This is a genomic window from Amycolatopsis sp. cg13, from assembly GCF_041346965.1.
Lineage (GTDB): Bacteria > Actinomycetota > Actinomycetes > Mycobacteriales > Pseudonocardiaceae > Amycolatopsis.
In genome coordinates, this window is record NZ_CP166848.1 from 5,204,060 (window position 1) to 5,223,897 (window position 19,838).

20 protein-coding genes are annotated in these 19,838 nt (G+C 70.6%); 4 read left to right on the forward strand and 16 right to left on the reverse strand.

What is annotated here, in order from left to right; translation table 11 throughout:
• Positions 1-43: 43 nt before the first annotated feature.
• The 10 genes from AB5I40_RS23985 to AB5I40_RS24030 form a co-directional block, all read right to left on the reverse strand.
• Complete coding sequence (locus AB5I40_RS23985) at positions 44-520, reverse strand: hypothetical protein (RefSeq protein WP_370932319.1); 477 nt, start codon at positions 518-520, stop codon at positions 44-46.
• Positions 520-1,092, reverse strand: a complete 573-nt coding sequence (locus tag AB5I40_RS23990; protein WP_370932320.1) for a hypothetical protein — start codon at positions 1,090-1,092, stop codon at positions 520-522. The genes AB5I40_RS23985 and AB5I40_RS23990 overlap by 1 nt, the downstream gene beginning before the upstream one ends.
• Before the next feature lie 20 nt (positions 1,093-1,112).
• Entirely contained in the window at positions 1,113-2,084 is a 972-nt protein-coding gene (gene hemB / locus AB5I40_RS23995; RefSeq protein WP_344288203.1) for a porphobilinogen synthase, read from the reverse strand.
• 93 nt (positions 2,085-2,177) lie between these two features.
• Complete coding sequence (locus AB5I40_RS24000) at positions 2,178-3,710, reverse strand: bifunctional uroporphyrinogen-III C-methyltransferase/uroporphyrinogen-III synthase (RefSeq protein WP_182890405.1); 1,533 nt, start codon at positions 3,708-3,710, stop codon at positions 2,178-2,180.
• 82 nt (positions 3,711-3,792) lie between these two features.
• Positions 3,793-4,740 carry a hydroxymethylbilane synthase gene (gene hemC, locus AB5I40_RS24005; protein ID WP_037818841.1) on the reverse strand — a complete coding sequence of 316 codons (948 nt, stop codon included), beginning with the start codon at positions 4,738-4,740 and terminating at the stop codon, positions 3,793-3,795.
• The gene (locus AB5I40_RS24010; protein ID WP_370932321.1) at positions 4,741-6,054 is read right to left on the reverse strand and encodes a glutamyl-tRNA reductase; all 1,314 of its coding nucleotides are present in this window, start codon (positions 6,052-6,054) and stop codon (positions 4,741-4,743) included.
• 1 nt (position 6,055) lies between these two features.
• Positions 6,056-6,856, reverse strand: coding sequence for a redox-sensing transcriptional repressor Rex (locus tag AB5I40_RS24015; RefSeq protein ID WP_370940590.1), 801 nt, complete (start codon positions 6,854-6,856; stop codon positions 6,056-6,058).
• Positions 6,857-7,706: 850 nt separating this feature from the next.
• Positions 7,707-9,263 carry a molybdopterin-dependent oxidoreductase gene (locus AB5I40_RS24020; protein WP_370932322.1) on the reverse strand — a complete coding sequence of 519 codons (1,557 nt, stop codon included), beginning with the start codon at positions 9,261-9,263 and terminating at the stop codon, positions 7,707-7,709.
• Positions 9,264-9,321: 58 nt separating this feature from the next.
• Positions 9,322-9,537, reverse strand: a complete 216-nt coding sequence (locus tag AB5I40_RS24025) for a glutaredoxin family protein (RefSeq protein WP_370940591.1) — start codon at positions 9,535-9,537, stop codon at positions 9,322-9,324.
• 34 nt (positions 9,538-9,571) lie between these two features.
• Positions 9,572-11,077 (reverse strand): AMP-binding protein, encoded by a 1,506-nt coding sequence (locus tag AB5I40_RS24030; RefSeq protein ID WP_370932323.1) that lies wholly within the window; start codon positions 11,075-11,077, stop codon positions 9,572-9,574.
• A gap of 281 nt (positions 11,078-11,358) precedes the next feature.
• Between AB5I40_RS24030 and AB5I40_RS24035 the strand changes: the two genes are divergently transcribed.
• The 3 genes from AB5I40_RS24035 (at position 11,359) to AB5I40_RS24045 (ending at position 14,375) form a co-directional block, all read left to right on the forward strand.
• Entirely contained in the window at positions 11,359-12,069 is a 711-nt protein-coding gene (locus AB5I40_RS24035; protein ID WP_370932324.1) for a sigma-70 family RNA polymerase sigma factor, read from the forward strand.
• Between the two features lie 97 nt (positions 12,070-12,166).
• Entirely contained in the window at positions 12,167-13,252 is a 1,086-nt protein-coding gene (locus tag AB5I40_RS24040; RefSeq protein ID WP_370932325.1) for a DUF5667 domain-containing protein, read from the forward strand.
• 214 nt (positions 13,253-13,466) lie between these two features.
• On the forward strand, positions 13,467-14,375 hold the full coding sequence (locus tag AB5I40_RS24045; protein WP_344288310.1) for an HAD-IB family hydrolase: 909 nt from the start codon (positions 13,467-13,469) through the stop codon (positions 14,373-14,375).
• Between the two features lie 49 nt (positions 14,376-14,424).
• Here the strand turns inward: AB5I40_RS24045 and AB5I40_RS24050 are convergent, their stop codons facing one another.
• Entirely contained in the window at positions 14,425-14,832 is a 408-nt protein-coding gene (locus AB5I40_RS24050) for a RidA family protein (RefSeq protein ID WP_370932326.1), read from the reverse strand.
• A gap of 70 nt (positions 14,833-14,902) precedes the next feature.
• On the opposite strand from AB5I40_RS24050, the gene AB5I40_RS24055 reads away from it, so the two are divergent.
• A complete protein-coding gene (locus AB5I40_RS24055) occupies positions 14,903-15,514 on the forward strand; it encodes a TetR/AcrR family transcriptional regulator (RefSeq protein ID WP_370932327.1) in 612 nt (203 codons plus the stop codon).
• A 3-nt stretch (positions 15,515-15,517) separates the two neighbouring features.
• On the opposite strand, the gene AB5I40_RS24060 is transcribed toward AB5I40_RS24055, so the two are convergent.
• The 5 genes from AB5I40_RS24060 to proC form a co-directional block, all read right to left on the reverse strand.
• Positions 15,518-16,546 carry a lysophospholipid acyltransferase family protein gene (locus tag AB5I40_RS24060; protein ID WP_370932328.1) on the reverse strand — a complete coding sequence of 343 codons (1,029 nt, stop codon included), beginning with the start codon at positions 16,544-16,546 and terminating at the stop codon, positions 15,518-15,520.
• Positions 16,543-17,589 carry an NAD-dependent epimerase/dehydratase family protein gene (locus AB5I40_RS24065; protein ID WP_370932329.1) on the reverse strand — a complete coding sequence of 349 codons (1,047 nt, stop codon included), beginning with the start codon at positions 17,587-17,589 and terminating at the stop codon, positions 16,543-16,545. The genes AB5I40_RS24060 and AB5I40_RS24065 overlap by 4 nt, the downstream gene beginning before the upstream one ends.
• Positions 17,590-17,850: 261 nt before the next feature.
• A complete protein-coding gene (locus AB5I40_RS24070) occupies positions 17,851-17,952 on the reverse strand; it encodes a 30S ribosomal protein bS22 (protein WP_007030867.1) in 102 nt (33 codons plus the stop codon).
• A gap of 142 nt (positions 17,953-18,094) precedes the next feature.
• Complete coding sequence (locus AB5I40_RS24075; RefSeq protein WP_033291067.1) at positions 18,095-18,310, reverse strand: helix-turn-helix domain-containing protein; 216 nt, start codon at positions 18,308-18,310, stop codon at positions 18,095-18,097.
• A 706-nt stretch (positions 18,311-19,016) separates the two neighbouring features.
• Positions 19,017-19,829 carry a pyrroline-5-carboxylate reductase gene (proC, locus tag AB5I40_RS24080; RefSeq protein WP_370932330.1) on the reverse strand — a complete coding sequence of 271 codons (813 nt, stop codon included), beginning with the start codon at positions 19,827-19,829 and terminating at the stop codon, positions 19,017-19,019.
• Positions 19,830-19,838 lie beyond the last annotated feature (9 nt).

Here is a 19,838-nt window from a genome sequence, read left to right on the forward strand (position 1 = left end):
CAGCCTTTCAGGTTCGCCGTCGTTCCGCGTCCCTCGTGGGGGTTCAGTTCCGGGAGTCATCGGCCTGCTCCTCGGCATTCGGGTGGTTCTTCGCGGCCAGCTCGGCGAGCGCGGTCTTCAGCGCTTCGACGTCGCGGGCCCAGGCGAGCACCACCGTGCCGTCGTCGAGCTCCACCGGCAACTCGTCGTACTTCCGCGGCACCGACCAGCCACCGCCGAGAACCCGCGTCCCGACCGGCGCGCCGACGTCGCTCACCGAGGCGATCCGTTCGGCGGCCAGCGTCTCGCGCCCCTGCCGCAGCCCCTCGGTGGTGACCTCGAGCGAAAGGAACCGCCGCCGCGCGTAAACCCACGGCAGCGTCAACGCGACCAGCGCGACACCGATCAGCACCCAGCCGACGACGTGCGTGGGCCCACCGGTGGCCAATTCGGCGAGCGCGCCCAGCAGCGCGAACAGCGGGCCCCAGACCAGCGCCGACCAGCCGACGCCGGGCTCGGAGTACAGCGTCCTTGCCGCCATTACAGCTTCTTGCCGACCTTCGGGAAGTAGTCCGCGACCTTGGGCAGGTACAGCAGGATCAGCATGACGACCAGCGCCAGCGACGACGCGAGCGCGAAGATGCTCCGGATCACCCCGAGCTCGAACACGATGCCGAGCACCGCCAGCAACGTCGCGATGCTGCGTGCCGACCGCGTGCCCTCACGGGCCTTCCAGGCGAACAGCACGAGCAGCGCACCGAAGCACAGCGCGCCGATCAGCATGGCCCAGACGAGAGTGTTGGCATTGGACTGCACCTGCGCGACGTCGACCTTCTGGCCGGCCTTCTGCACCTCCTCGATCGCCCGGTCGACCAGCTGCTGCTTGAGCAGGACCGTCACGACCTGCCCGGCCACGACGATGACCGCCGCCACGATGGCGAGCACGAACGCGACATGCACCGGCGTCGGCGGCTGGGCCTTCGGCGCGGTCTCCCCCGGCAGCACCGGATCCGGCGCGCGCCCGCGCTTGCGGCGCTCGTCGTCGGTGAGCCCGGAAAGGTCGTCCGAGGTCACGCTGGCTGGCTTCGGGGTGTTCTCGTCCTTCTCGGCCACCCGAAAGACCCTACCCGGGCTCAGTCAAGCCAAGCCGCGGCCTCGGCCGCCCAGTAGGTCAGGATGACGTCCGCACCCGCGCGGCGGATGGAGGTGAGCACCTCGAGCACGGTGCGCTCGCGCTCGATCCAGCCGTTCGCCGCGGCCGCCTCGACCATCGCGTACTCGCCGGAGATGTTGTACGCCGCAACGGGAACCGGCGAAATGTCGGCCGCCGCCTTGATGATGTCCAAATAGGACAGAGCAGGCTTGACCATGACCATGTCCGCGCCCTCGGCGAGGTCGAGTTCGAGCTCCCGCATCGCCTCGCGCGCGTTGCCGAGGTCCTGCTGGTAGGTCTTGCGGTCGCCCTTGAGCTGCGAGTCGACGGCCTCGCGGAAAGGCCCGTAGAACGCGCTGGCGTACTTGATCGAATAGGCGAGGATCGCGGTCTCGCTGTGCCCGACCTCGTCGAGCGCCCGGCGAATTACGCCGACCTGCCCGTCCATCATCCCGCTCGGCCCGAGCACGTGCGCCCCGGCTTCCGCCTGCGCGACGCCCATCTCGGCGTACAGCCGGAGCGTGGCGTCATTGTCGACCACGCCGTCCGCGTCGAGCACGCCGCAGTGCCCGTGGTCGGTGAACTCGTCCAGGCAGGTGTCGGCCATCAGCACGGTGGAGTCGCCGAGTTCGCTGCGCAGATCCCGCAGCGCGACGTTGAGAATGCCCTTCTCGTCGACCGCGCCGGAGCCCTCCGGGTCTCGCTTCTCCGGAATACCGAAGAGCATCAGCCCGCCGACCCCGGCGTTGACCGCGTCGACGGCGGCCTTCCGCAGAGTGTCGCGAGTGTGCTGAACGACGCCCGGCATGCTGGCGATCGGCCGCGGCGCGTCGAGCCCTTCGCCGACGAACATCGGGAGGATCAACTGCCGTGGCCGCAACGTGGTCTCACTGACCATCCTGCGCATAGCCGGAGTAGTACGAAGCCTGCGGGGTCGCTGCTCAGGGAACACACATCCAAGGTACTCCCGCGCCTCCCCGGAAAGCCGTGAAGGGCTCCTTGAGGGAATCTGATTCCCTCAAGGAGCCCTTCACGGACAAAAACCTCAGCTGCGCCGGGTGCGCTTGGCCTTCCGCGGCGGCGGCAACGCGCCCTCCGCACGAAGCCGCGCGGCGTGCTCGGCGAGAGCGTCCACCAAATGCGGCACATCAGCCTTCTCCGGCTGAACGTCCACTCGCAGACCGAATTCCACCGCGGTCTCGGCGGTCTTCGGCCCGATGCACGCGACCAGCGTGCGCGTGTGCGGCTTCCCGGCGATCCCCACCAGGTTCCGCACGGTCGACGACGAGGTGAAGCAGACCGCGTCGAACCCGCCGGTCTTGATCATCTCGCGGGTCTCGGCTGGCGGCGGCGCGGCACGCACCGTCCGGTAAGCCGTGACGTCGTCCACTTCCCAGCCGCGTTCGACCAGGCCGGCCGACAGAATCTCGGTGGCGATGTCCGCGCGCGGCAGCAGGACGCGGTTCACCGGGTCCAGCACGTCGTCGTACGGCGGGAACTCGGCCAGCAGGCCCTCGGACGACTGCTCGCCCGTCGGGACCAGCTCCGGGATGATGCCGAAGGAGCGCACCTTCGCCGCGGTCGATTCGCCGACGCAGGCGATCTTCACGCCGGAGAACGCCCGCGCGTCCAGGCCGAACTCCTCGAACTTCTCCCACACCGCGCGCACCGCGTTGGTGGAGGTGAAGACGATCCACTGGTAGCGGCCGTCGACCAGGCCCTTGACCGAACGCTCCATCTGCGCCGGGCTGCGGGGCGGCTCGACCGAAATGGTCGGCACCTCGTGCGAGGTCGCGCCGTGGCCGCGAAGCCGCTCGGCCATCTCGCCGGCCTGCTCCTTGGTGCGCGGCACCAGGACCTTCCAGCCGTACAGCGCCCGCGACTCCCACCAGGACAGCTTCGAGCGCTGCCCGGCGGCCTGTCCGACCGTCACGACCAGCGGGCCGACCAGCTCGCCCGCGTCGTTCGCGACCGAGGCGAGGGTGGTGTCCAGCGTGCGCTGGGTGTTGATGGTGCCGTTCGCGGTGACCGCGACCGGAGTGGTGGCGGGCAGCCCCTTCTCGGTGAGCTGGCTCGCCGCCTCGGCGAGGTGCGCCGACGTCGCGTGCAGCACGATCGGGCCGGGGACCGCGGCCAGCGCGCCCCAGTCGACCTCGCCGCGGACGTCCGCCTCGGTGTAAGTGCCGCCGAGCGCGACACCCGCGTACGCCGGCACCGCGGTGCCCGGCGCGACGCCCGGGATGACGTCGAACACGGCGGAGGTGCGAGCGACGGCCTGGACCTCGGCCACGACGGCCGGGCTGGTCAGCGGGTCGCCGGAGACCAGCCGCAGCGCGAGCCGGCCCGCCTTGGCCTCGGCGGTCAGGTCCTTGGCGACGTCGGACGGTTCGCCGACGGCGGGGCGGACCTCGGCGCCGGGGGCGGCGAAGGCGAGCACGCTGGCGGGCACGTCCGGGTCCGTCACCACGACCTCGGCCTTGGCCAGGAGTTCCTGGGCGCGGACGGTGAGCAGCCCGGCGTCCCCGGGGCCCGAGCCCACGAAGGCGACGCGCCCGGCGGTCTTGCGAGCAGGGGTCATCGTTGGTGTTCTTCTCCTCTTGGGCGGCCGGTGCTCCGGCCGCGGATGTCGGGCAGGTCGTGCGGGTGCGTGACGGCTGGCGTCACAGGGCGGGGCCGAGCAGCGCCCCGGCTCCCAGGTCAAGCAGTTCGGCGGCCAGTTCCCGGCCGAGCTTCTCCGCCTCGCCGATCCCGGCGATCGCGGAAGCCCGAACCATGTCGACGCCGCCGTTCTCGCCTTCGACGGCAGCGGTGCCGCGCAGCGAGATGCGTTCCACCACCGCGCCCTCGTCGTCGAGGTCCTCGACGATCTCGGCGAGCGCGCCCACCGGCGCGCTGCACCCGGCTTCGAGCGCGGCGAGCAGAGCCCGTTCGGCCGTCACCGCGACCCGCGTGCTCTCGTCGTCCACCGCGGACGCGAGCAGGTGCTCGATGTCCACGTCGGCGGCCCGGCACTCCAGCGCCAGCGCCCCCTGCGCGGGGGCGGGCAGCATCTGGATCGGGTCGAGGGTTTCGGTGATCTCGTCCACCCGGCCGACCCTGGCCAGTCCGGCACGCGCGAGCACCACGGCATCCAGCTCGCCGTCGGTCACCTTGCGCATGCGGGTATCGATATTGCCTCGGATCGGCACGATTTCCAAACCGAGACCCAGCGCGCGCAGCTGAGCCATGCGCCGCGCCGCGCCGGTGCCGACCTTCGCGCCCGGCGGAAGCTCGCCGAGGGTGAGGCCGTCGCGGGCGATCAGCGCGTCGCGCGGGTCCTCGCGCGGCGGCACCGCGGCCAGCACGAGGCCGTCCTCGGGCGCGGTGGGCAGGTCCTTGTAGGAGTGCACGGCGACGTCGATCTCGTTGCGCAGCAACGCTTCCCGCAGCGCCGAGGTGAACACGCCGACCCCGATCTGCGAGATCGGGGCGCTGGAGAGGTCGCCGGGCGTGGTGACGGTGACGATCTCCACCTCCGCCCCGGTGGCGCGGATGGTGTCGGCGACGATGCCGGTCTGCGCGAGGGCGAGCTTGCTGCCCCGCGTGCCGATGCGAATGACTCTGGTCACTTACCGCTTCTTCTCGGTTTCCGGCGCTGTCGGGCTCGCCACGGCCGCAGGAGCCTGCGGGTCGAGGCAGAACAGTTCCCGCAACGCGTTGGCGTAGTCGGTGTCGGCCGTCTCGGCGGCCAGCTGCTTGACCCGCACCGTCGGCGCGTGCAGCAGCTTGTCGACCACGCGGCGAACCGTGCGGCCGACCTCTTCGCGAACCTGGCTGTCGAGTTCCGGCAGCCGGTTGTCCAGGCGGAGCAGCTCCGCGTCCACCACCTCGGCCGCGCGCCTGCGCAGCGCGGTGACCGTGGGCGTCACTTCGGCACTGCGCTGTCCGGCGAGGTACTCGCGCACCTCGTCGAGCACGATGCCGTTGGCTTTGGCGGTCTGCCGGTCGGTGGTCGGGGCTCCCGCGTCGCGCATGCGGCGCTGGATCGTCTCCAGGTCGACCACGGTGACGTCGGCGAGTTCCGCGACCGCGACGTCGACGTCCTTGGGCAGGCCGAGGTCGCAGACGACCAGCGGACGTCCGGCGCGCGCGGGCACGTGCCCGGCGAGGAACACCGCGTCCTGCGCCCCGGTGCACGCCACGACGAGGTCGGCCTGATCGACCGCGTCGGCGAGTTCGGTCAACGGCACCGAACGGGCCGGAATCCCCTCCGCGACGACCTTCTCGGCCAGCCGGGCGGCGTTGGCTTCGGTGCGGTTGGCGACGGTGATCTCGGCGATCCCGGCCTTGCGCAGCTGCGACGCGGTGAGCGCGCCCATCGAACCGGCCCCGACGATCAGCGCGTGCTTGCCCGCGATGTCGCCCGCGGCGGCCAGCGCCTCGGACACGACGGACGCGCCGAGCTGGTCGAGCCCGGTCTCGGAGTGCACGCGCTTGCCGACGCGCAGCGTGGTCTGGATCAGCTCGTGCAGCGTGCGGCCGACGGTGCCGGCGTCGCGCGCGGTCGCGTACGAGGAGCGGACCTGGCCGAGGATCTGCGTCTCGCCGACCACCATCGAGTCGAGGCCCGAGGCGACGGAGAACAGGTGCTCGACGGCCGCGCCGGCGTAGTGCACGTACAGACTGTCGTACAGCTCGGCGGGCTCCATCCCGGCCTTGCGGGAGAGCACGTCCGAGACGTCGTTGACGCCGCCGTGGAACGTCTCCACCACGGCGTAGACCTCGATGCGGTTGCACGTCGAGACGAGCATGACCTCGCTGATGTGCTCCGCCTGCTGCAGGTCGTGCAGGACCTTGGTCAGCTCGTCCGCGGGGATCGCCGCACGCTCGAGCGTGCCGAGATCCGCACTGCGATGGGAGAGCCCGACCGCCAACACGCTCATTTCAGCGCACCACCATTCCGAGACCGCCGTCCGTACCGGCGCCGTTCCGTCCGCCGTTGCCATTGTCGGCGGCCCCGCCGGTTCCGGGTAACCCGGTATTCCCCTGGTTTTCCCCGGCGGACCCCGCGCTCGCCGCGCTGTCGGCGCGCCGGGCCACGTGGAACGAGAGGATCTGCAGTTCGACAGCCAGGTCGACCTTGCGGACCTCGACGTGTGCCGGCACCTGGAGCACTACCGGCGCGAAGTTGAGGATGCACTGGACGCCGCCCGCCACCAGCCTGTCGCACACCGACTGCGCGGCGGTAGGAGGTGTGGCGATGATCCCCACGGAAATCTCCCGTTCGGAGCAAACGCGCGGAATGTCGTCCATGTGCGAGACCGGGAGACCCCCTACGGGGACGCCGATCAGATCGGGGTCGAGGTCGAAGAGCGCCTCGACCGGGAAGCCGCGGCCGGGGAAGCCGCCGTAGTTCGCGAGCGCGTGGCCGAGGTTACCGATTCCGACCACGGCGACGCGGTGCTGCCGGGTGAGGCCGAGGATGCGTTCGATCTGGCTGACCAGCACCTGCACCTCGTAGCCGACGCCGCGGGTGCCGTAGGAGCCCAGGTAGGAGAGGTCTTTGCGGAGTTTGGCGGAGTTCACGCCCGCCGCGGCGGAGAGTTCTTCGCTGGAGACGGTGGTCGCGCCCTGTTCGGCCAAGCCGGAGAGGATCCGCAGGTAGACGGCCAGCCGGGCGACGGCGGCCTCCGGGATCTGCTTCGCGCGGACCGCGGTGTCTTCCGTGTCGGAGACGGCGGGCATCTCGGCGGTCGGCGCGTTGTCGGCGTCCGGTGCGGGGCGGGAGGTCCGGGCGGCGCGGCGGGTACGGGGCTTGGCTTCGCTCTCGGCGGAGGCTTCGGCCTGGGTTCCGGCGGCTCGGGTGGTCGCGCGGCTGGCGCGGCCGTTGCCGGACGCGGCACTCGCTTCGGCTGCGGCGGTTCGGGTGGTCGCCCGGCTCGCACGGCCATTGCCGGACGCTGCGCTCGCTTCGGCGGCGGCTCGGGCGGTCGCCCGGCCATTGCCGGACTCGGCGCGGCTCGCTTCAGCTGCGGCGGCTCGGGTGGTCGCCCGGCTCGCGCGGCCGTTGCCCGCGGCGTGCTCTCCGCCACCGGCGACCTGATCGTGCCCGACGTGACCGTTCTCGTGACCGGCTTCCGTCGAATTCCCGTTGCGCGCCAAGCCGTTCTCGCTCACCGTGGCGCGACGGCGGCTGCCCGCGGCATGCCGTCCGCCGGTCCGGCGCGCGGTCGGCGGGGCGGCTTCGGCGGCGTCGGATTCGTCGCGGGGAGGCGTGGCCGGCGGTTCGGCACCGCTGCGCCCGCCCCGCTGTGTCACCACGCTGACTTCTCCTCAATCCGGCTTCGTGCCCGCGCTGTCCCCCACCTGCCAGTCCGGCAGTGGAAAACCAACCCTTGACCCCACGGCTTCCGTCCGGTTCGATGCCGGTCCTCGCGGGGACGGGTTCCTACGGTAGTCCACTTGTGAACGCATGCACAAAGTCACTGGTCATCCGCATGACCAGAAGCACAACCTCGCTCGCTTCAGCGGCGGCGAATGTCCCCGCGCACCAGCGGCGAAAGGGCGAGTAGCGAAGCCACGGGTTGTCGCTCGTTCAGGCGGCGGTGAACGGCACCGTGTGCCAGCCGGTCGCCCCGTCCGGAACCGGGTCCGCGGGCCGGTCCGTCTGCGTGTAGCCGGACTGATCCGTCGCCCGCACCGTCACCGTGTGGCTGCCCGGCGGCACCGGCACCTCGGCCCACCACATCCGCCACGTGTCCTTGTTGACCTCGGCCGAAAGCGTCGCCGGAAGCCACGCGCCCTGGTCCACCCGCACCTCGACCTTCGCGATCCCGACGTGCTGCGCCCACGCCGTCCCCGCCACCCGGACCTTGCCCGCGCGCACCGACGTCCCGTTGGCCGGTGCGTCGATCCGCGATTCGGTCTTGATCGGGGCCTGCTCCGCCCAGCCGCGCTGCAGCCAGTACGCCTGCCGCGCGTCCCAGGTCGTGAACTCCAGGTCGGTGACCCATTTGGTCGCCGAGACATAGCCGTACAGCCCGGGGATCACGATCCGCGCCGGGAATCCGTGCTCGACCGGCAGCGCCTCGCCGTTCATGCCGATCGCGAGCATCGCGCCGCGCGCCGGGTCCAGTGCGACGTTGGCCGGGGTGCCGCAGGTGAACCCGTCGACGCTGGTCGCGTACATCTGCTGCGCGCCCGCGTGCACGCCCGCCGCGTTCAGCAGGTCGACCAGGTCCACGCCGATGAAGTTCGCGGTGGAGATCAGCTCGCCGCCGACCTCGTTGGAGACGCAGGTGAGCGTCACGGTCCGTTCCACCAGCGGGCGATTCCGGATATCCGCGTAGGAGAAGCTCACCTCGCGGTCGACCATGCCGTGGATCTTCAAAGCCCAGTCCTCGGCCCGCACCTGCGGCACGACGAACGCGGTGTCGATCCGGTAGAAGCTCCCGTTCGGCGTGATGAACGGCGGCGAGCCGAGCTTGTGGAAATCCGCGTCCGGCGGCAGCGGCGGAGCCTTCCGGGCAGCGACCAGCGGCCCGATCGAAGCGCGCGAGCCGGCCGCGCTGCCGGTGGTCGACACGACCTCGCCGGCGATCGCCGCCACCCCCGCGCCAGCCGCGATTCCCGCGCCGCGCGTCAACACCTGCCGACGACTAAGTCCTTGTCGCAGTTCAGTTTCCGCCGGCAGCGCGCGTTTGTGCAGCCAGCTGAACACCAGCAGCGAAGCGCCCAGCGCCAGTACCGGAGCCAGCAATGCGAGCTGTCCGACGTCCGTGCGCTCGAACACCGCGAAGATCCCGAACGCGCCGACCACGACCACCAGCAGCTGCCCCGGCAACGGACGGCTGCGCGAAAGCTGTCCGGCGAGCACGGCGAACCCCAGCAGCACCACGGCAAGACCGATCTTGAGCACGGTCTTGTCGGCGGTCCCGATCGTCTGCTCCGCCCACACCACGACGGCGTGCGGGCTGTGCGCGATCACGAAGTCCGCGACCGCGACGAACGGCGACGCGTTGTACCCGACGAATCCGGCGACCAGATGTCCCATGCCCAGCGCGACGGCCAGCGAGACCAGGCCGATGAACGTCGCGATGCCCAGCGACAGGCGCGGCCGGGCGGCCGGCGGAGCTTCTTTCAACGCACTCACCCCACCATCTTCGGCGGGTCCTGCCCTGATGGGCCCGTTGAAAGCGCTTACGGGTTGCTTACCGCAGTGCCGCGCGCAGCCGTTCTTCCTCGACGCGCCAGTACCCGTGCTCGACGCCGTCGATCAGGATCACCGGCACCTGGTCGCCGTATTCGGCCTGCCATTCCGGGTCGCTGTCGACGTCCGCGGTCTCCCACAGCACGCCCAGCTCACCGCAGATCCTCGCGACGTCCGCCTCGGCCACCTCGCACAGGTGGCACCCTTCGCGGCTCATCACGGTCACTTTGTGCACGGCACCAGCCTAAACGTCAGCGCAGCTTCAGCCGCCGCAGCTTCCCGGTCGCCGAATGCGGCAGCGTCTCGGCGAACTCGACGGTGTGCGGCACCTTGTACCCGGCGAGATGCGCCGTGCACTGGTCCACCACCTGCTGCTCCGACAACGCCGCGCCTTCGGCAGGCACCACGACCGCCTTCACCGCTTCGCCGCTTCGCTCGTCAACCACGCCGACGACCGCGGCCTCGGCCACGCCGGGCAGCTGCGAGATTACTTCCTCGACCTCGTGCGGGAAGACGTTGAAGCCGTTGACGATGATCAAGTCGTTCGCCCGGTCGACCAGGTGCAGGTCGCCGTCGGAATCGAGATAGCCGACGTCGCCGGTCCGGAACCAGCCCTCGGCGTCCGGGCCGTGCGCGCCATCGGGCCAATACCCGGAGAACAGGTTCGCCCCGCGCACCGACACCAGCCCGGTGCTGCCGCCGGCCTCGAAGACGTCGTCCGGCTCCTCCGGGTCGAGCGGCAGGTCGTCGGCGGACCCGTCGGAGTCCACCAGCCGCAGCTCGACCCCGGGCAGCGGCCGTCCGACCGATCCGGGCTTCGGATAGCCGGTGACCAGCGTGGACGTCACCACCGGCGCGCATTCGGTGAGCCCGTAGCCCTCGTACACCTCAAGCCCGGTGGCCTCGCGGATCGCCGCGAGCACCTTCGGATGCAACGGTGCGGCACCGGACGTCAGCCGCTTCACGGTCGCCAGACCGCGGCTCAGTTCCTCGGTGTCGAGCGAGGCGAATTCGTTGTACATCGCGGGCACTCCGGTGATCGCCGTGACGCGATGTTCGGCGCAGTCTTGGAGCGTCCGCCGGGCTTCGAAGCGTTCGGACAGCACGAGCGTCGCCCCGACCGCCGTCGCCATGAGCAGCCCCGGGCCGAGGCCGTAGACGTGGAAGAGCGGGATCGACACCAGCACGCGGTCGTCGTGGTCGGTCACACCGTCCACTTGGGACAGTTGAGCGAGGTTCGCCAGCAACGCCCGGTGCGACAGCAGCACTCCGCGCGGCGGACCGGTCGTGCCGGAGGTGTACGAAATGACCGCGATGTCCTCGCCAGACCGGCTGAGGTCGACCGGGTCGCCCGGCTCGTCGCTGCGCGGCGGCAGACCGGCGATGCCCTCGGGCAGCTCGGCGTCGTCGCGCTGCACGACGCGTTTCGCGCCGCAGTGCTCCAGGAGCCGCTCCAACTCGGGTGCGGGGGCCTGCGGCGACAGCGGCACGGCGATTCCGCCCGCGCGCAGCACCGCGAACAGGGCGACCGCGAAGTCAGCCGACGTCGGGAGCCGCAGCACCACCGGGTCGCCCGGCGCGACGCCGGACGCGACCAGGCTGCGTGCTTGCGCGTGCGCCGCTTCGTCCAGCTGTCGCCAGGTCAGCGTGGTGCCCGTGCCCGTCTCGGTGATCGCCGTGCGCTCCGGCCAGCGGCTGGCCGCATCGGCGAGCAGGCCGGCGACGCCGTGGGCGGTGCTGATCCGGTCCACCCCCACCCCTCTCGTTCCGTTGCGGATTCGTCATCTTGTCACCCGTAATGGGGATGCCGCGCGATCGTCGCACCTCTGCCTGACCGGGACACTACCTACTTCGCGGTAACAACACGTATGCTGCACTGCGTCGCCGGGTGGCGTTGATCACTACCGGGTGACCCGACCAAGGGAGTCGTCGTGCCGAAGCTGCCGGTCCACGAGGAAGTGGGACACGCGCCGCGGCACGCCTTCGCGCCCTCGGGCACATGCCCGGCAGCACCAGGGACAGCCGGAGGTGCCGCTCGATGACCCGTCCGATCACTCTGTCCGCCCCCGCGCACCGCGGGCCGGTCGCGATGTTCGCCGACCGCGTGTTCGGCTCGGCCGCGGCCGCCGTGCCGCTGCCCAAGGCGGACGCCGAACCGGATCCCGCCGAGGTCGCCAAGGCCGAGGCGTGGGAGCTGGTGCGGGCCGCGCAGGCGGGCGACTCCTCCGCGTTCGGCCAGCTCTATGACCGATACGTCGACGTCGTCTACCGCTACGCGCTCTTCCGCCTCGGCGACCGCGACCTGGCCGAAGACGTGACCAGCGAGACGTTCCTGCGCGCGCTGCGCCGGATCACGTCGGTGAGCTACCAGGGCCGCGACGTCGGCGCGTGGTTCGTCACCATCGCCCGCAACCTGATCCTCGACCACGTGAAATCCAGCCGGTTCCGGCTCGAGGTCGTCACCGACGAGGTCGCCGAACCGGGCGGCGTGCCCGGCGGGCCGGTCGGCCCGGTCGCGCAGGCCGGGCCCGAACAGCAGGCGATCGCGGGCGCGACCCGCGCCGAGCTGCTGCGCTGCGTCGCGGAACTCGGCGACGACCAGCGCGAATGCATCGTGCTGCGGTTCCTGCAGGGGCTCTCGGTCGCCGAGACCGCCCAGATCATGGACCGCAACGAGGGCGCGGTGAAGGCGCTGCAGCACCGCGCGGTCCGGCGGCTCGCGCAGCTGCTGCCCACCGGCCTGCGTTGATCGTTCAACGATCAGGCGTAACTTTTTCGCCTTCTTAATCGTTTCTCACGCAGACCGGCGGTCAGGGCCGGGCGTTGGGTGGAGACGGAGCAGCACCGTGGGCGTGCCCGGGTGGTTTTCGCGTGGTCGGACCGAGAGCGAACGGTTCGACGACGCGATCAATGCTTCCCCCGGGCAGCGGCCGGACGAGTTCGCCGAGGAGCTGGCCCTCGTCGGCGCCCTGCGCGAACTGGGCCAAGCGGGCGACCCCGACCCAGCCACCCGGGCGCGAATCCGCGCCGAAATCGAAGGCCGCATCGGCGAACCGCTTCCCCGCCGACGCTGGCGTCCGCGAATGGCCGACCTAGCCGCCGCGGGCATCGCGCTCATTCTGGGCTTGGGCGGGCTCACGCTGCTGCTCTCGCGAGACGCCCTGCCGGGAGACGCGCTGTACAGCGTGAAGCGAGCCGGCGAAGTCACGTCGCTCGGCCTGACCTTCGGCGACGAAGCCAAGGCCGAGAAACACCTGAAGTTCGCCTCGAACCGCGTCACCGAACTGGGCCGGATGAGCGACGCCAGCCCGGCTGCGTTCCAGACCGCCCTGCACGATTTCAGCAGCGACGTCCGCGCGGGCGTGGCCGAACTCACCGAACTGGCAACCACGAACGGCAACCGCACGCGGCTGACGTCGCTGGAATCGTGGGCGCAGAGCCAGTCGCGGCAACTGGAATCGGAACAGGCCGACGTCCCGGAGTCCGCCCTCTCGGATTTCCAGCAAGCACGCCTCCTGCTCGACCGGGTACAGCAGCGGACATCCGCGCTGGGCTCGCGGCTGAGCTGCTACCAGATCACCACCGGCACCACGGACGAACTGGGCCTCCTCCCGGCTCGCGGCGCTTGCACCCAACAACCGCTGTCGCCCGGCGGCTCGACGCCGAGCAGCCCCGCTCCCGTCACCCCGAGCCTCCCGGCGACGGACTCCCCGCTGCCGGTGCGCTCGGTGTCGTCGCCGACGCTGAGCAGCCCGAACCAGCCGACCCCGACGCCGACCTCGACGGAGGTCCCGCACACCGCGACCCCGCCGAGTGTGTCGCCGCCGATCACCGCGCCGACCCCGCCCCGGATCCCGACGCGCCCCGCGCCCCCGCCGGTCGTCTCGATCCCGCCGCTGCTGCCCGGACTACCGCCGATCGTCATCGGCTGACGGTCCGTGAAGGGCTCCTTAGGGGAATCTGATTCCCTCAAGGAGCCCTTCACGGACAGTCAGCCGCGAGGTTGGTCACTCCCGGGCGCGGTGATCGGGGCCGGTGGGCAACCCCTATCCGAGGCACGGGCCACATCTCCAACGGGTGAGTCGAGCGGTCGCTACCCTGTGCTGCAGGACCCGGTCGGCGTCGTCCGCCGGGACGTGCCCGAACCTGGAGGCGGTGTGCGTGTCAGCTTGGCGTGGCAAGGATAAGAGTCAGGAACTCGAGCGGCTCGCCACGCTCGCCGGCGAGGCGTCGGCCGAGGCGGCCTCGTCCTCGGCGCAGCTGGCGACGTCGGTTCCGCCCGCGCCGCCGGACCTCACCGCGGGCGCCTTCTTCGACGTGGACAACACGATGATGATGGGCGCGTCGATCTTCTACTTCGCCCGCGGCCTCGCCGCGCGCAAGTTCTTCACCTCCGCCGACCTCGCCGGTTTCGTGTGGGACCAGGTCAAATTCCGCATCGGCGGCCGCGAGAACAAGGCCGACATCAAGACCCACCGCGAGCGCGCGCTGTCCTTTGTGGCCGGTCGCACGGTCGAGGAGCTCACCACGATGAGCGAGGAAATCTACGACGAGCTGATGGCGGACAAGATCTGGTCCGGCACCCGCGCGCTCGCGCAGATGCACCTCGACGCGGGCCAGCGCGTGTGGCTCGTCACGGCGACGCCGATCGAACTCGCCGCGATCATCTCCCGTCGCCTCGGCCTCACCGGCGCGCTCGGCACGGTCGCGGAAACCAAGGACGGCGTCTACACCGGACGCTTGGTCGGCGACATGCTGCACGGCCGCGCGAAGGCGCACGCGGTCCGCGCGCTCGCGTCGCGCGAAGGCCTGAACCTCAAGCGCTGCACGGCTTATTCGGATTCGCAGAACGACGTGCCGATGCTGTCGGTCGTCGGGACCGCGGTCGCGGTGAACCCGGACAGCGGCCTGCGCGACGTCGCCCGCGCCCGCGGCTGGGAGATTCGCGACTTCCGCACCGGCCGCAAGGCCGCCCGCATCGGCGTCCCGTCGGTGATCGGCGCGGGCGCGGTCGCGGGGGCGGTCGCCGCGGGGATGGCGTACCGCCGCCGGTGAAGCGTCGTGAGTGCTGATCACGGTTAGAACCGCGATCAGCACTCACGACCTAGTCCAGCACCGCAGTAGCCTCGACCTCCACCAACAGGTCAGGCTCCGCCAGAAACGCCACTCCAATGCCGGTCAACGGCGCTTGCACCGTCACCCCGAGCTTCTTCTCCGCCCGCTGCACGCCCTCGACGAACTCGCCCATCTTCTCCGGCGACCATTCGACGAAGTACACCGTCAGCCGCGCGACATCGGCGAATGTCGCGCCTACCTCGGCCAGCGCCGCGGCGACGTTCAGGTAAGCCTGCTCGACCTGCGCGGCCAAGTCCCCGTCCCCGACGTGCCCGCCGTCGGCCGTCCGCGCCACCTGCCCGGCGATGTAGACCGTCCTAGAGCCAGTCGCGACGGACACCTGGCGGTAGAGGCCGACCTGCGGCAGCGCAGCTGGGTTGACCAGGGTGACGGCCATGTTTCCTCCTGAAGCCGGGAAAGATCATCGGTCCATCAAACATAGCATTGCAATGCTATAGAATGCCGCCATGGCGAGGGCGAAGGATCCGGCAGTGCGCACCTTGCTGCTCGAACGGGCAGCGCAGATGCTCCGCACCCGCGAACCGATCACCCTGCGCTCGCTCGTGGCCGGGACCGGAGTGTCGACGATGGCCGTCTACACCCACTTCGACAACATGGACGGCCTCTGGAAAGCCTTGCGCCAGGAGGGTTTTACCCGGCTGGCGCACCGGATGGCCGAGGTCCGCCCGTCCGCCGATCCGGTGCGCGACCACGCCGCGCTGATCTCCGCGTACCTCGGCAACGCGCTCGACCATCCCGACCTGTACCGCGTGATGTTCGACGCCAACTTCGAGCTGGAAGACGCCCAAGCCGCCGACGACACCCTCGAGTACCTCGTGCAAGCCGCCGCCCGAGGACGCGACACCGGCCGATACCGCGAAGGCCTCGACGCGCTCGAACTCGCGACGCAAAGCTGGGCCATCGCGCACGGCCTGGTCTCGCTGGTCGCCAACGGACCCTTGCCGCGCACCACCCTCGACCACGGCGCGCCGTTGCTGACCGCGCTGTTCGTCAGCGTCGGCGACGAACCTCAGCGCTGCGAACGCTCAGTGCGCCGCGGCTGGCATCTGCCCGGCTGAAACTCAGCCGCGGAACACGCTGCGTCGCTGGGAAAGCCTGCGGTACAACGAATGCTGGATCGACTCCCGCACCTGGTCGGTGAGCGTGAACACCAGCATCGGATCGTCGACCGCGTCCGGGCCGTAGTCGTCGGTGCGGATCGGCTCGCCGAACTCGATGGTCCACTTCGTCGGCAGCGGCACCGCGCCGAGCGGGCCCAGCAGCGGGAAGAACGGCGTCACCGGGAAGTACGGCAGCCCGAACAGCCGCGCCAGCACCTTCAGCTCGCCGATCTTCGGATACGTCTCCTCGGCCCCGACCACGGACACCGGGATGATCGGCACGCCCGCGCGCATCGCCGCGGACACGAAGCCGCCGCGGCCGAAGCGCTGCAGCTTGTACCGCGCGGAGAACGGCTTCCCGACGCCCTTGAACCCTTCCGGCCACACGCCGACGAGTTCGCCGATGGTCAGCAGGCGTTCGGCGTCGGCGTTGCAGGCGAGCGTCTGCCCGGACTTGCGCGCGAACGAACCCACCAGCGGCAGCTTGAACACCAGGTCCGCGCCGAGGCCGCGCAGGTGCCGCCCGCCGGTCTCGTCGTGCACCGCGACCGCGGTCATCAGCGCGTCGAGCGGCAACGTGCCGGAGTGATTGGACACCAGCAGCGCGCCGCCCGCCTTGGGCAGGTTCTCGACGCCGAACGCGTCGACGCGGAACCACTTCTCGTACAGCGCGCGCAGCGGCGGCAGCACGAGCGTCTCGGTGAGCTCGGCGTCGAAGCCGAACTCGTCCACCGCGTAGTCGCCGGTGAGCCGGTGGCGCAGGAAGGTGAGCGCGCTCCGGACCGACTCCGACAGCGGATCGGCCGCGGGTTCGCGCACCGGCCCGGACGGCTGCGCCGGGAACTCGACGACGGGCGCGTCCACGCGCTCCTCGACCGGTTCCGGCGTCTCGGCCGGTTTCTCCCGGCCGGGTCCATGCAGCGGAATGACCTGTGCCTCAGCACCATTCACGGGATTCGCCTCACTTCCGGCCCTCGTCGCGTGGTTCATCGGCGCGCCTGCCCGGTGGCGGCTGCCTCGAGCACTTTCCCGGCCAGCCCGGCCAGCGCGCCGCCGTCGAGCACCGGACGCAGGCCGCGGCCGGCCACGTAGTCGTCGAACGCCTCGCGGGTGGTCCAGCGGGGCGTGTACCCGAATTCCTTCTTGAGCTTCGTGATGTCGACCGCGCGGCCGAAGTTCAGCAGCCGCACCTGGTCGGCGGAGAAATCGACCAGCCGGGCCCCGCGCAGCAGCTTCCCGACCGACGGCACCACGCCGCGCGGCATCGGCAGCCCGACCCGGCCCGCCCGGCGGATCGCCTGCGACAGCGTGAGCACGCCCTCGGAGGCGACGTTGAACACGCCCGGCCGGTCTTCCACGGTCGCCATTTCCAGCACTGACAGGGCGTCTGAACCGTGCAGAAGCTGCAGCCGGGAGTCGTAGCCGAAGACCGTCGGCACGACCGGCAGCGAGAAGTACCGGGCCAGCACGGTGTCGACCTCGGGGCCGATGATGTTCGCGAACCGCAGGAGGGTGATCGTCAGGTCCGGGCGGCGGCGGGCGAGGCCGCGCACGTAGCCCTCCATCTCCACCGCGTCCTTCGCGTAACCGCTGGACGACGGCGGGATCAGCTCCGAATCCTCGGTGAACACCGCCTGCGAACGCGCGCCCGCGCCGTACACCGCGGCGCTCGACTTCACGACGAGCTTGCGCACCTTCGGCGCGCGCTGGCACGCGGCGAGCAGCCGCATAGTGCCAATGACGTTGACTTCCTTGACCGCCGCCCGACGGCTCGGCCCGGCCGGATGCGCGGTGCACGAGGTGTGCACCACCGTGTCCACCTCGGCGCTGCTGATCACCTTCGCGATGAGCGGATTGCGGATGTCGGCGCGCACGAACTCGGCGCGGCCCATCCGCTGCTGGACGTCCTTGGCGGGCGGCGCGGTGTCGACGCCGATCACCCGGTCAAGATCCGGATGGGCTCCGAGCCGGGCGAGCAGCTTGCCGCCGAGGTCGCCGGCGACCCCGGTGACGAGCACGATGTTCGAGGCCATGGAACTCCCTGATCGGCAGCAGTGTGCAAGACGGAGTGATCACTCGGGGTGCGCGAACCTGCACTCGCTGGAAGCATCGCGCTGATGCGCCCGCCATGTTACCGGCCGCAGGGACCCTTCTGACCAGGGCTTACCTCGTTTTTACGAGGGACGTCCGGATTGCGATACGCGCCTCACTCGATCGGGCGTACTCGGGCCCGAACATGAGTGTGGCCCGTCCAGAGACTGGACGGGCCACGAAACCTCAACCGCGCGGACGGCTCACTTGCCGGCCTTGCGCCGCTGCACGCGCGTGCGGCGCAGCAGCTTGCGGTGCTTCTTCTTGGACATGCGCTTGCGGCGCTTCTTGATCACGGAACCCATGGGCGCTCCTCTTGTCGTCGGTCACGCTGCCCGGCGCAGCGTCCAACGGGTGGAGCGCACAGGCACGAGCGGTTTACCAGGCTACTAGCGTCCCGGCGCGGGCCGGTCGGCGGGCATGGTTTGACGCATGCCCGGCGACCGGTCAGCCCACGTCGAAGTAAGCACCCTGCAGATACTCGTGCACCGCTTTTTCCGGCACCCGGAAGGACTTCCCGACTCTGACCGCGGGAAGTTCGCCCGAATGCACCAGGCGGTACACGGTCATCTTCGAGACCCGCATCAGCGTGGCCACTTCGGCGACTGTCAAAAACTGGACCTGCCCTACCGCGGGCAAATCCTCCCTCTTGTTCGGCGACATGTTTACCGCGTCCTTCGACACGTGTCGCGCCACGAGGCTTCCCCACCTGTGGTATCGACACGCACGTGCTCTTCCGAGGGTAGCGGGACAGGTGGGACTCGTGCGACGCCTGTCACCAGGATGGGCCCTCACCTGGGGCTTCGGATAGCCCGGACGGCCCATCGCTGTCCGTTTTGCCGGAGTCGGCCGTTCGCCCCGCCGCAGCAGCACCGGCACTGAACGGACCAGCGGGCTCGCCCGTGCGGCCCCGCGATCACCGCGCCGAAGCACCGCACGCCACCCCGCGGCGGGCCGAGTGCGCTGGCGCGTTCATCACAGCGTTGCTGGCCAGGGGGAATGCGGTGCGCCGCCTGGCGAGACAAGCTGCGTGGCTCGGTTCCCGCGAAGGTACGTGAGGGGAACCCTGAGAGGGTGTTTCGAAACCCAGCGGCGTGGCCAAGCATCGGCTGTGATATGGGCGTGGCGCGGAGGCCATTGCGTGGCGGCGGGCAAGCCGCCATGTAGCACAAGGCTTCAACGACGAGCTGCCCGGGTTTCGAAACACCCTCTGAGGGAATCAGAGTCCCTCGGGGTTCCCCTCACGTACCTCGGCATCGCGACCAGCGCGCCAGGCCCGGCGACGAGGGCGAGAACCCTCGCACGCGGCTGGCCGAAGCGCCCCAATGTGGCATTGGGTGCATCTGAGCCGCGGTGACCAGGCGGAAGATCAGTTTTCGTGGGCGCGGCCCAGCTCCTCCGAGCGGTCGCGGGCGGCCTCGATCGCGTCGAGCAGCGCCGCGCGCACGCCGTGCTTCTCCAGTTCGCGGATCGCGTTGATGGTGGTCCCGGCCGGGGACGTCACCGCCTCGCGCAGCAGCACCGGGTGGTCCTGGCCCTCGGCGAGCATCTTCGCCGCGCCGACCGCCGACTGGATGATCAGCTGCCCGGCGAGCGCACGCGGCAGGCCGAGCAGGATGCCGGCGTCGATCATGGCCTCGACCAGGTAAAAGAAGTACGCCGGACCGGATCCGGACAGAGCGGTGACCGCGTCCTGCTGCCGCTCCGGCACCTCGACGACCTGGCCGACGTGCGAGAGCAGTTCCTTGACCGTCGCGACGTGCTCGGGCGTCGCGTGCTTGCCGGGTGAGATCGCACTCATCGCCTCGCCGACCAGCATCGGGGTGTTCGGCATCACGCGGACCACCGGCACCCCCGAAGCGAGACGGCGTTCGTACAGCGCGGTCGGCAGTCCCGCGCACAGCGAGACGACCAGCGACGCCGTTCCGAGCAGCGGGGCCAGCTCGTCCAGCACCGGCTCGATGTCCTGCGGCTTCACCGCGACCACGAGGATGTCCGCCCGCCGGGCCGCGTCCGCGACAGTCGCCGCCTTCATGCCCGGGTAGCGCGCCTCAAGCTCGCGCGCCCGCTCCTCGTACCGCTCGGTGAAGAGCAGGTCGCCTGGCTCGTGGCCGCCGTTGAGCAGGCCCGACAGCAGGGCTTCGCCGATCTTTCCCGCACCCAGCACCGCGATCACACTCATGCCGCCAGC

Coding starts and splice junctions, on each gene's coding strand:
- AB5I40_RS23985 (WP_370932319.1), bottom strand. CDS start 520: ATGGCGGCAAGGACGCTGTACTCCGAGCCCGGCGTCGGCTGGTCGGCG.
- AB5I40_RS24000 (WP_182890405.1), bottom strand. CDS start 3,710: ATGACCCCTGCTCGCAAGACCGCCGGGCGCGTCGCCTTCGTGGGCTCG.
- AB5I40_RS24010 (WP_370932321.1), bottom strand. CDS start 6,054: ATGAGCGTGTTGGCGGTCGGGCTCTCCCATCGCAGTGCGGATCTCGGC.
- AB5I40_RS24015 (WP_370940590.1), bottom strand. CDS start 6,856: ATGCCCGCCGTCTCCGACACGGAAGACACCGCGGTCCGCGCGAAGCAG.
- AB5I40_RS24025 (WP_370940591.1), bottom strand. CDS start 9,537: ATGAGCCGCGAAGGGTGCCACCTGTGCGAGGTGGCCGAGGCGGACGTC.
- AB5I40_RS24035 (WP_370932324.1), top strand. CDS start 11,359: ATGACCCGTCCGATCACTCTGTCCGCCCCCGCGCACCGCGGGCCGGTC.
- AB5I40_RS24050 (WP_370932326.1), bottom strand. CDS start 14,832: ATGGCCGTCACCCTGGTCAACCCAGCTGCGCTGCCGCAGGTCGGCCTC.
- AB5I40_RS24055 (WP_370932327.1), top strand. CDS start 14,903: ATGGCGAGGGCGAAGGATCCGGCAGTGCGCACCTTGCTGCTCGAACGG.
- AB5I40_RS24060 (WP_370932328.1), bottom strand. CDS start 16,546: ATGAACCACGCGACGAGGGCCGGAAGTGAGGCGAATCCCGTGAATGGT.
- AB5I40_RS24065 (WP_370932329.1), bottom strand. CDS start 17,589: ATGGCCTCGAACATCGTGCTCGTCACCGGGGTCGCCGGCGACCTCGGC.
- AB5I40_RS24070 (WP_007030867.1), bottom strand. CDS start 17,952: ATGGGTTCCGTGATCAAGAAGCGCCGCAAGCGCATGTCCAAGAAGAAG.
- AB5I40_RS24075 (WP_033291067.1), bottom strand. CDS start 18,310: ATGTCGCCGAACAAGAGGGAGGATTTGCCCGCGGTAGGGCAGGTCCAG.
- proC (WP_370932330.1), bottom strand. CDS start 19,829: ATGAGTGTGATCGCGGTGCTGGGTGCGGGAAAGATCGGCGAAGCCCTG.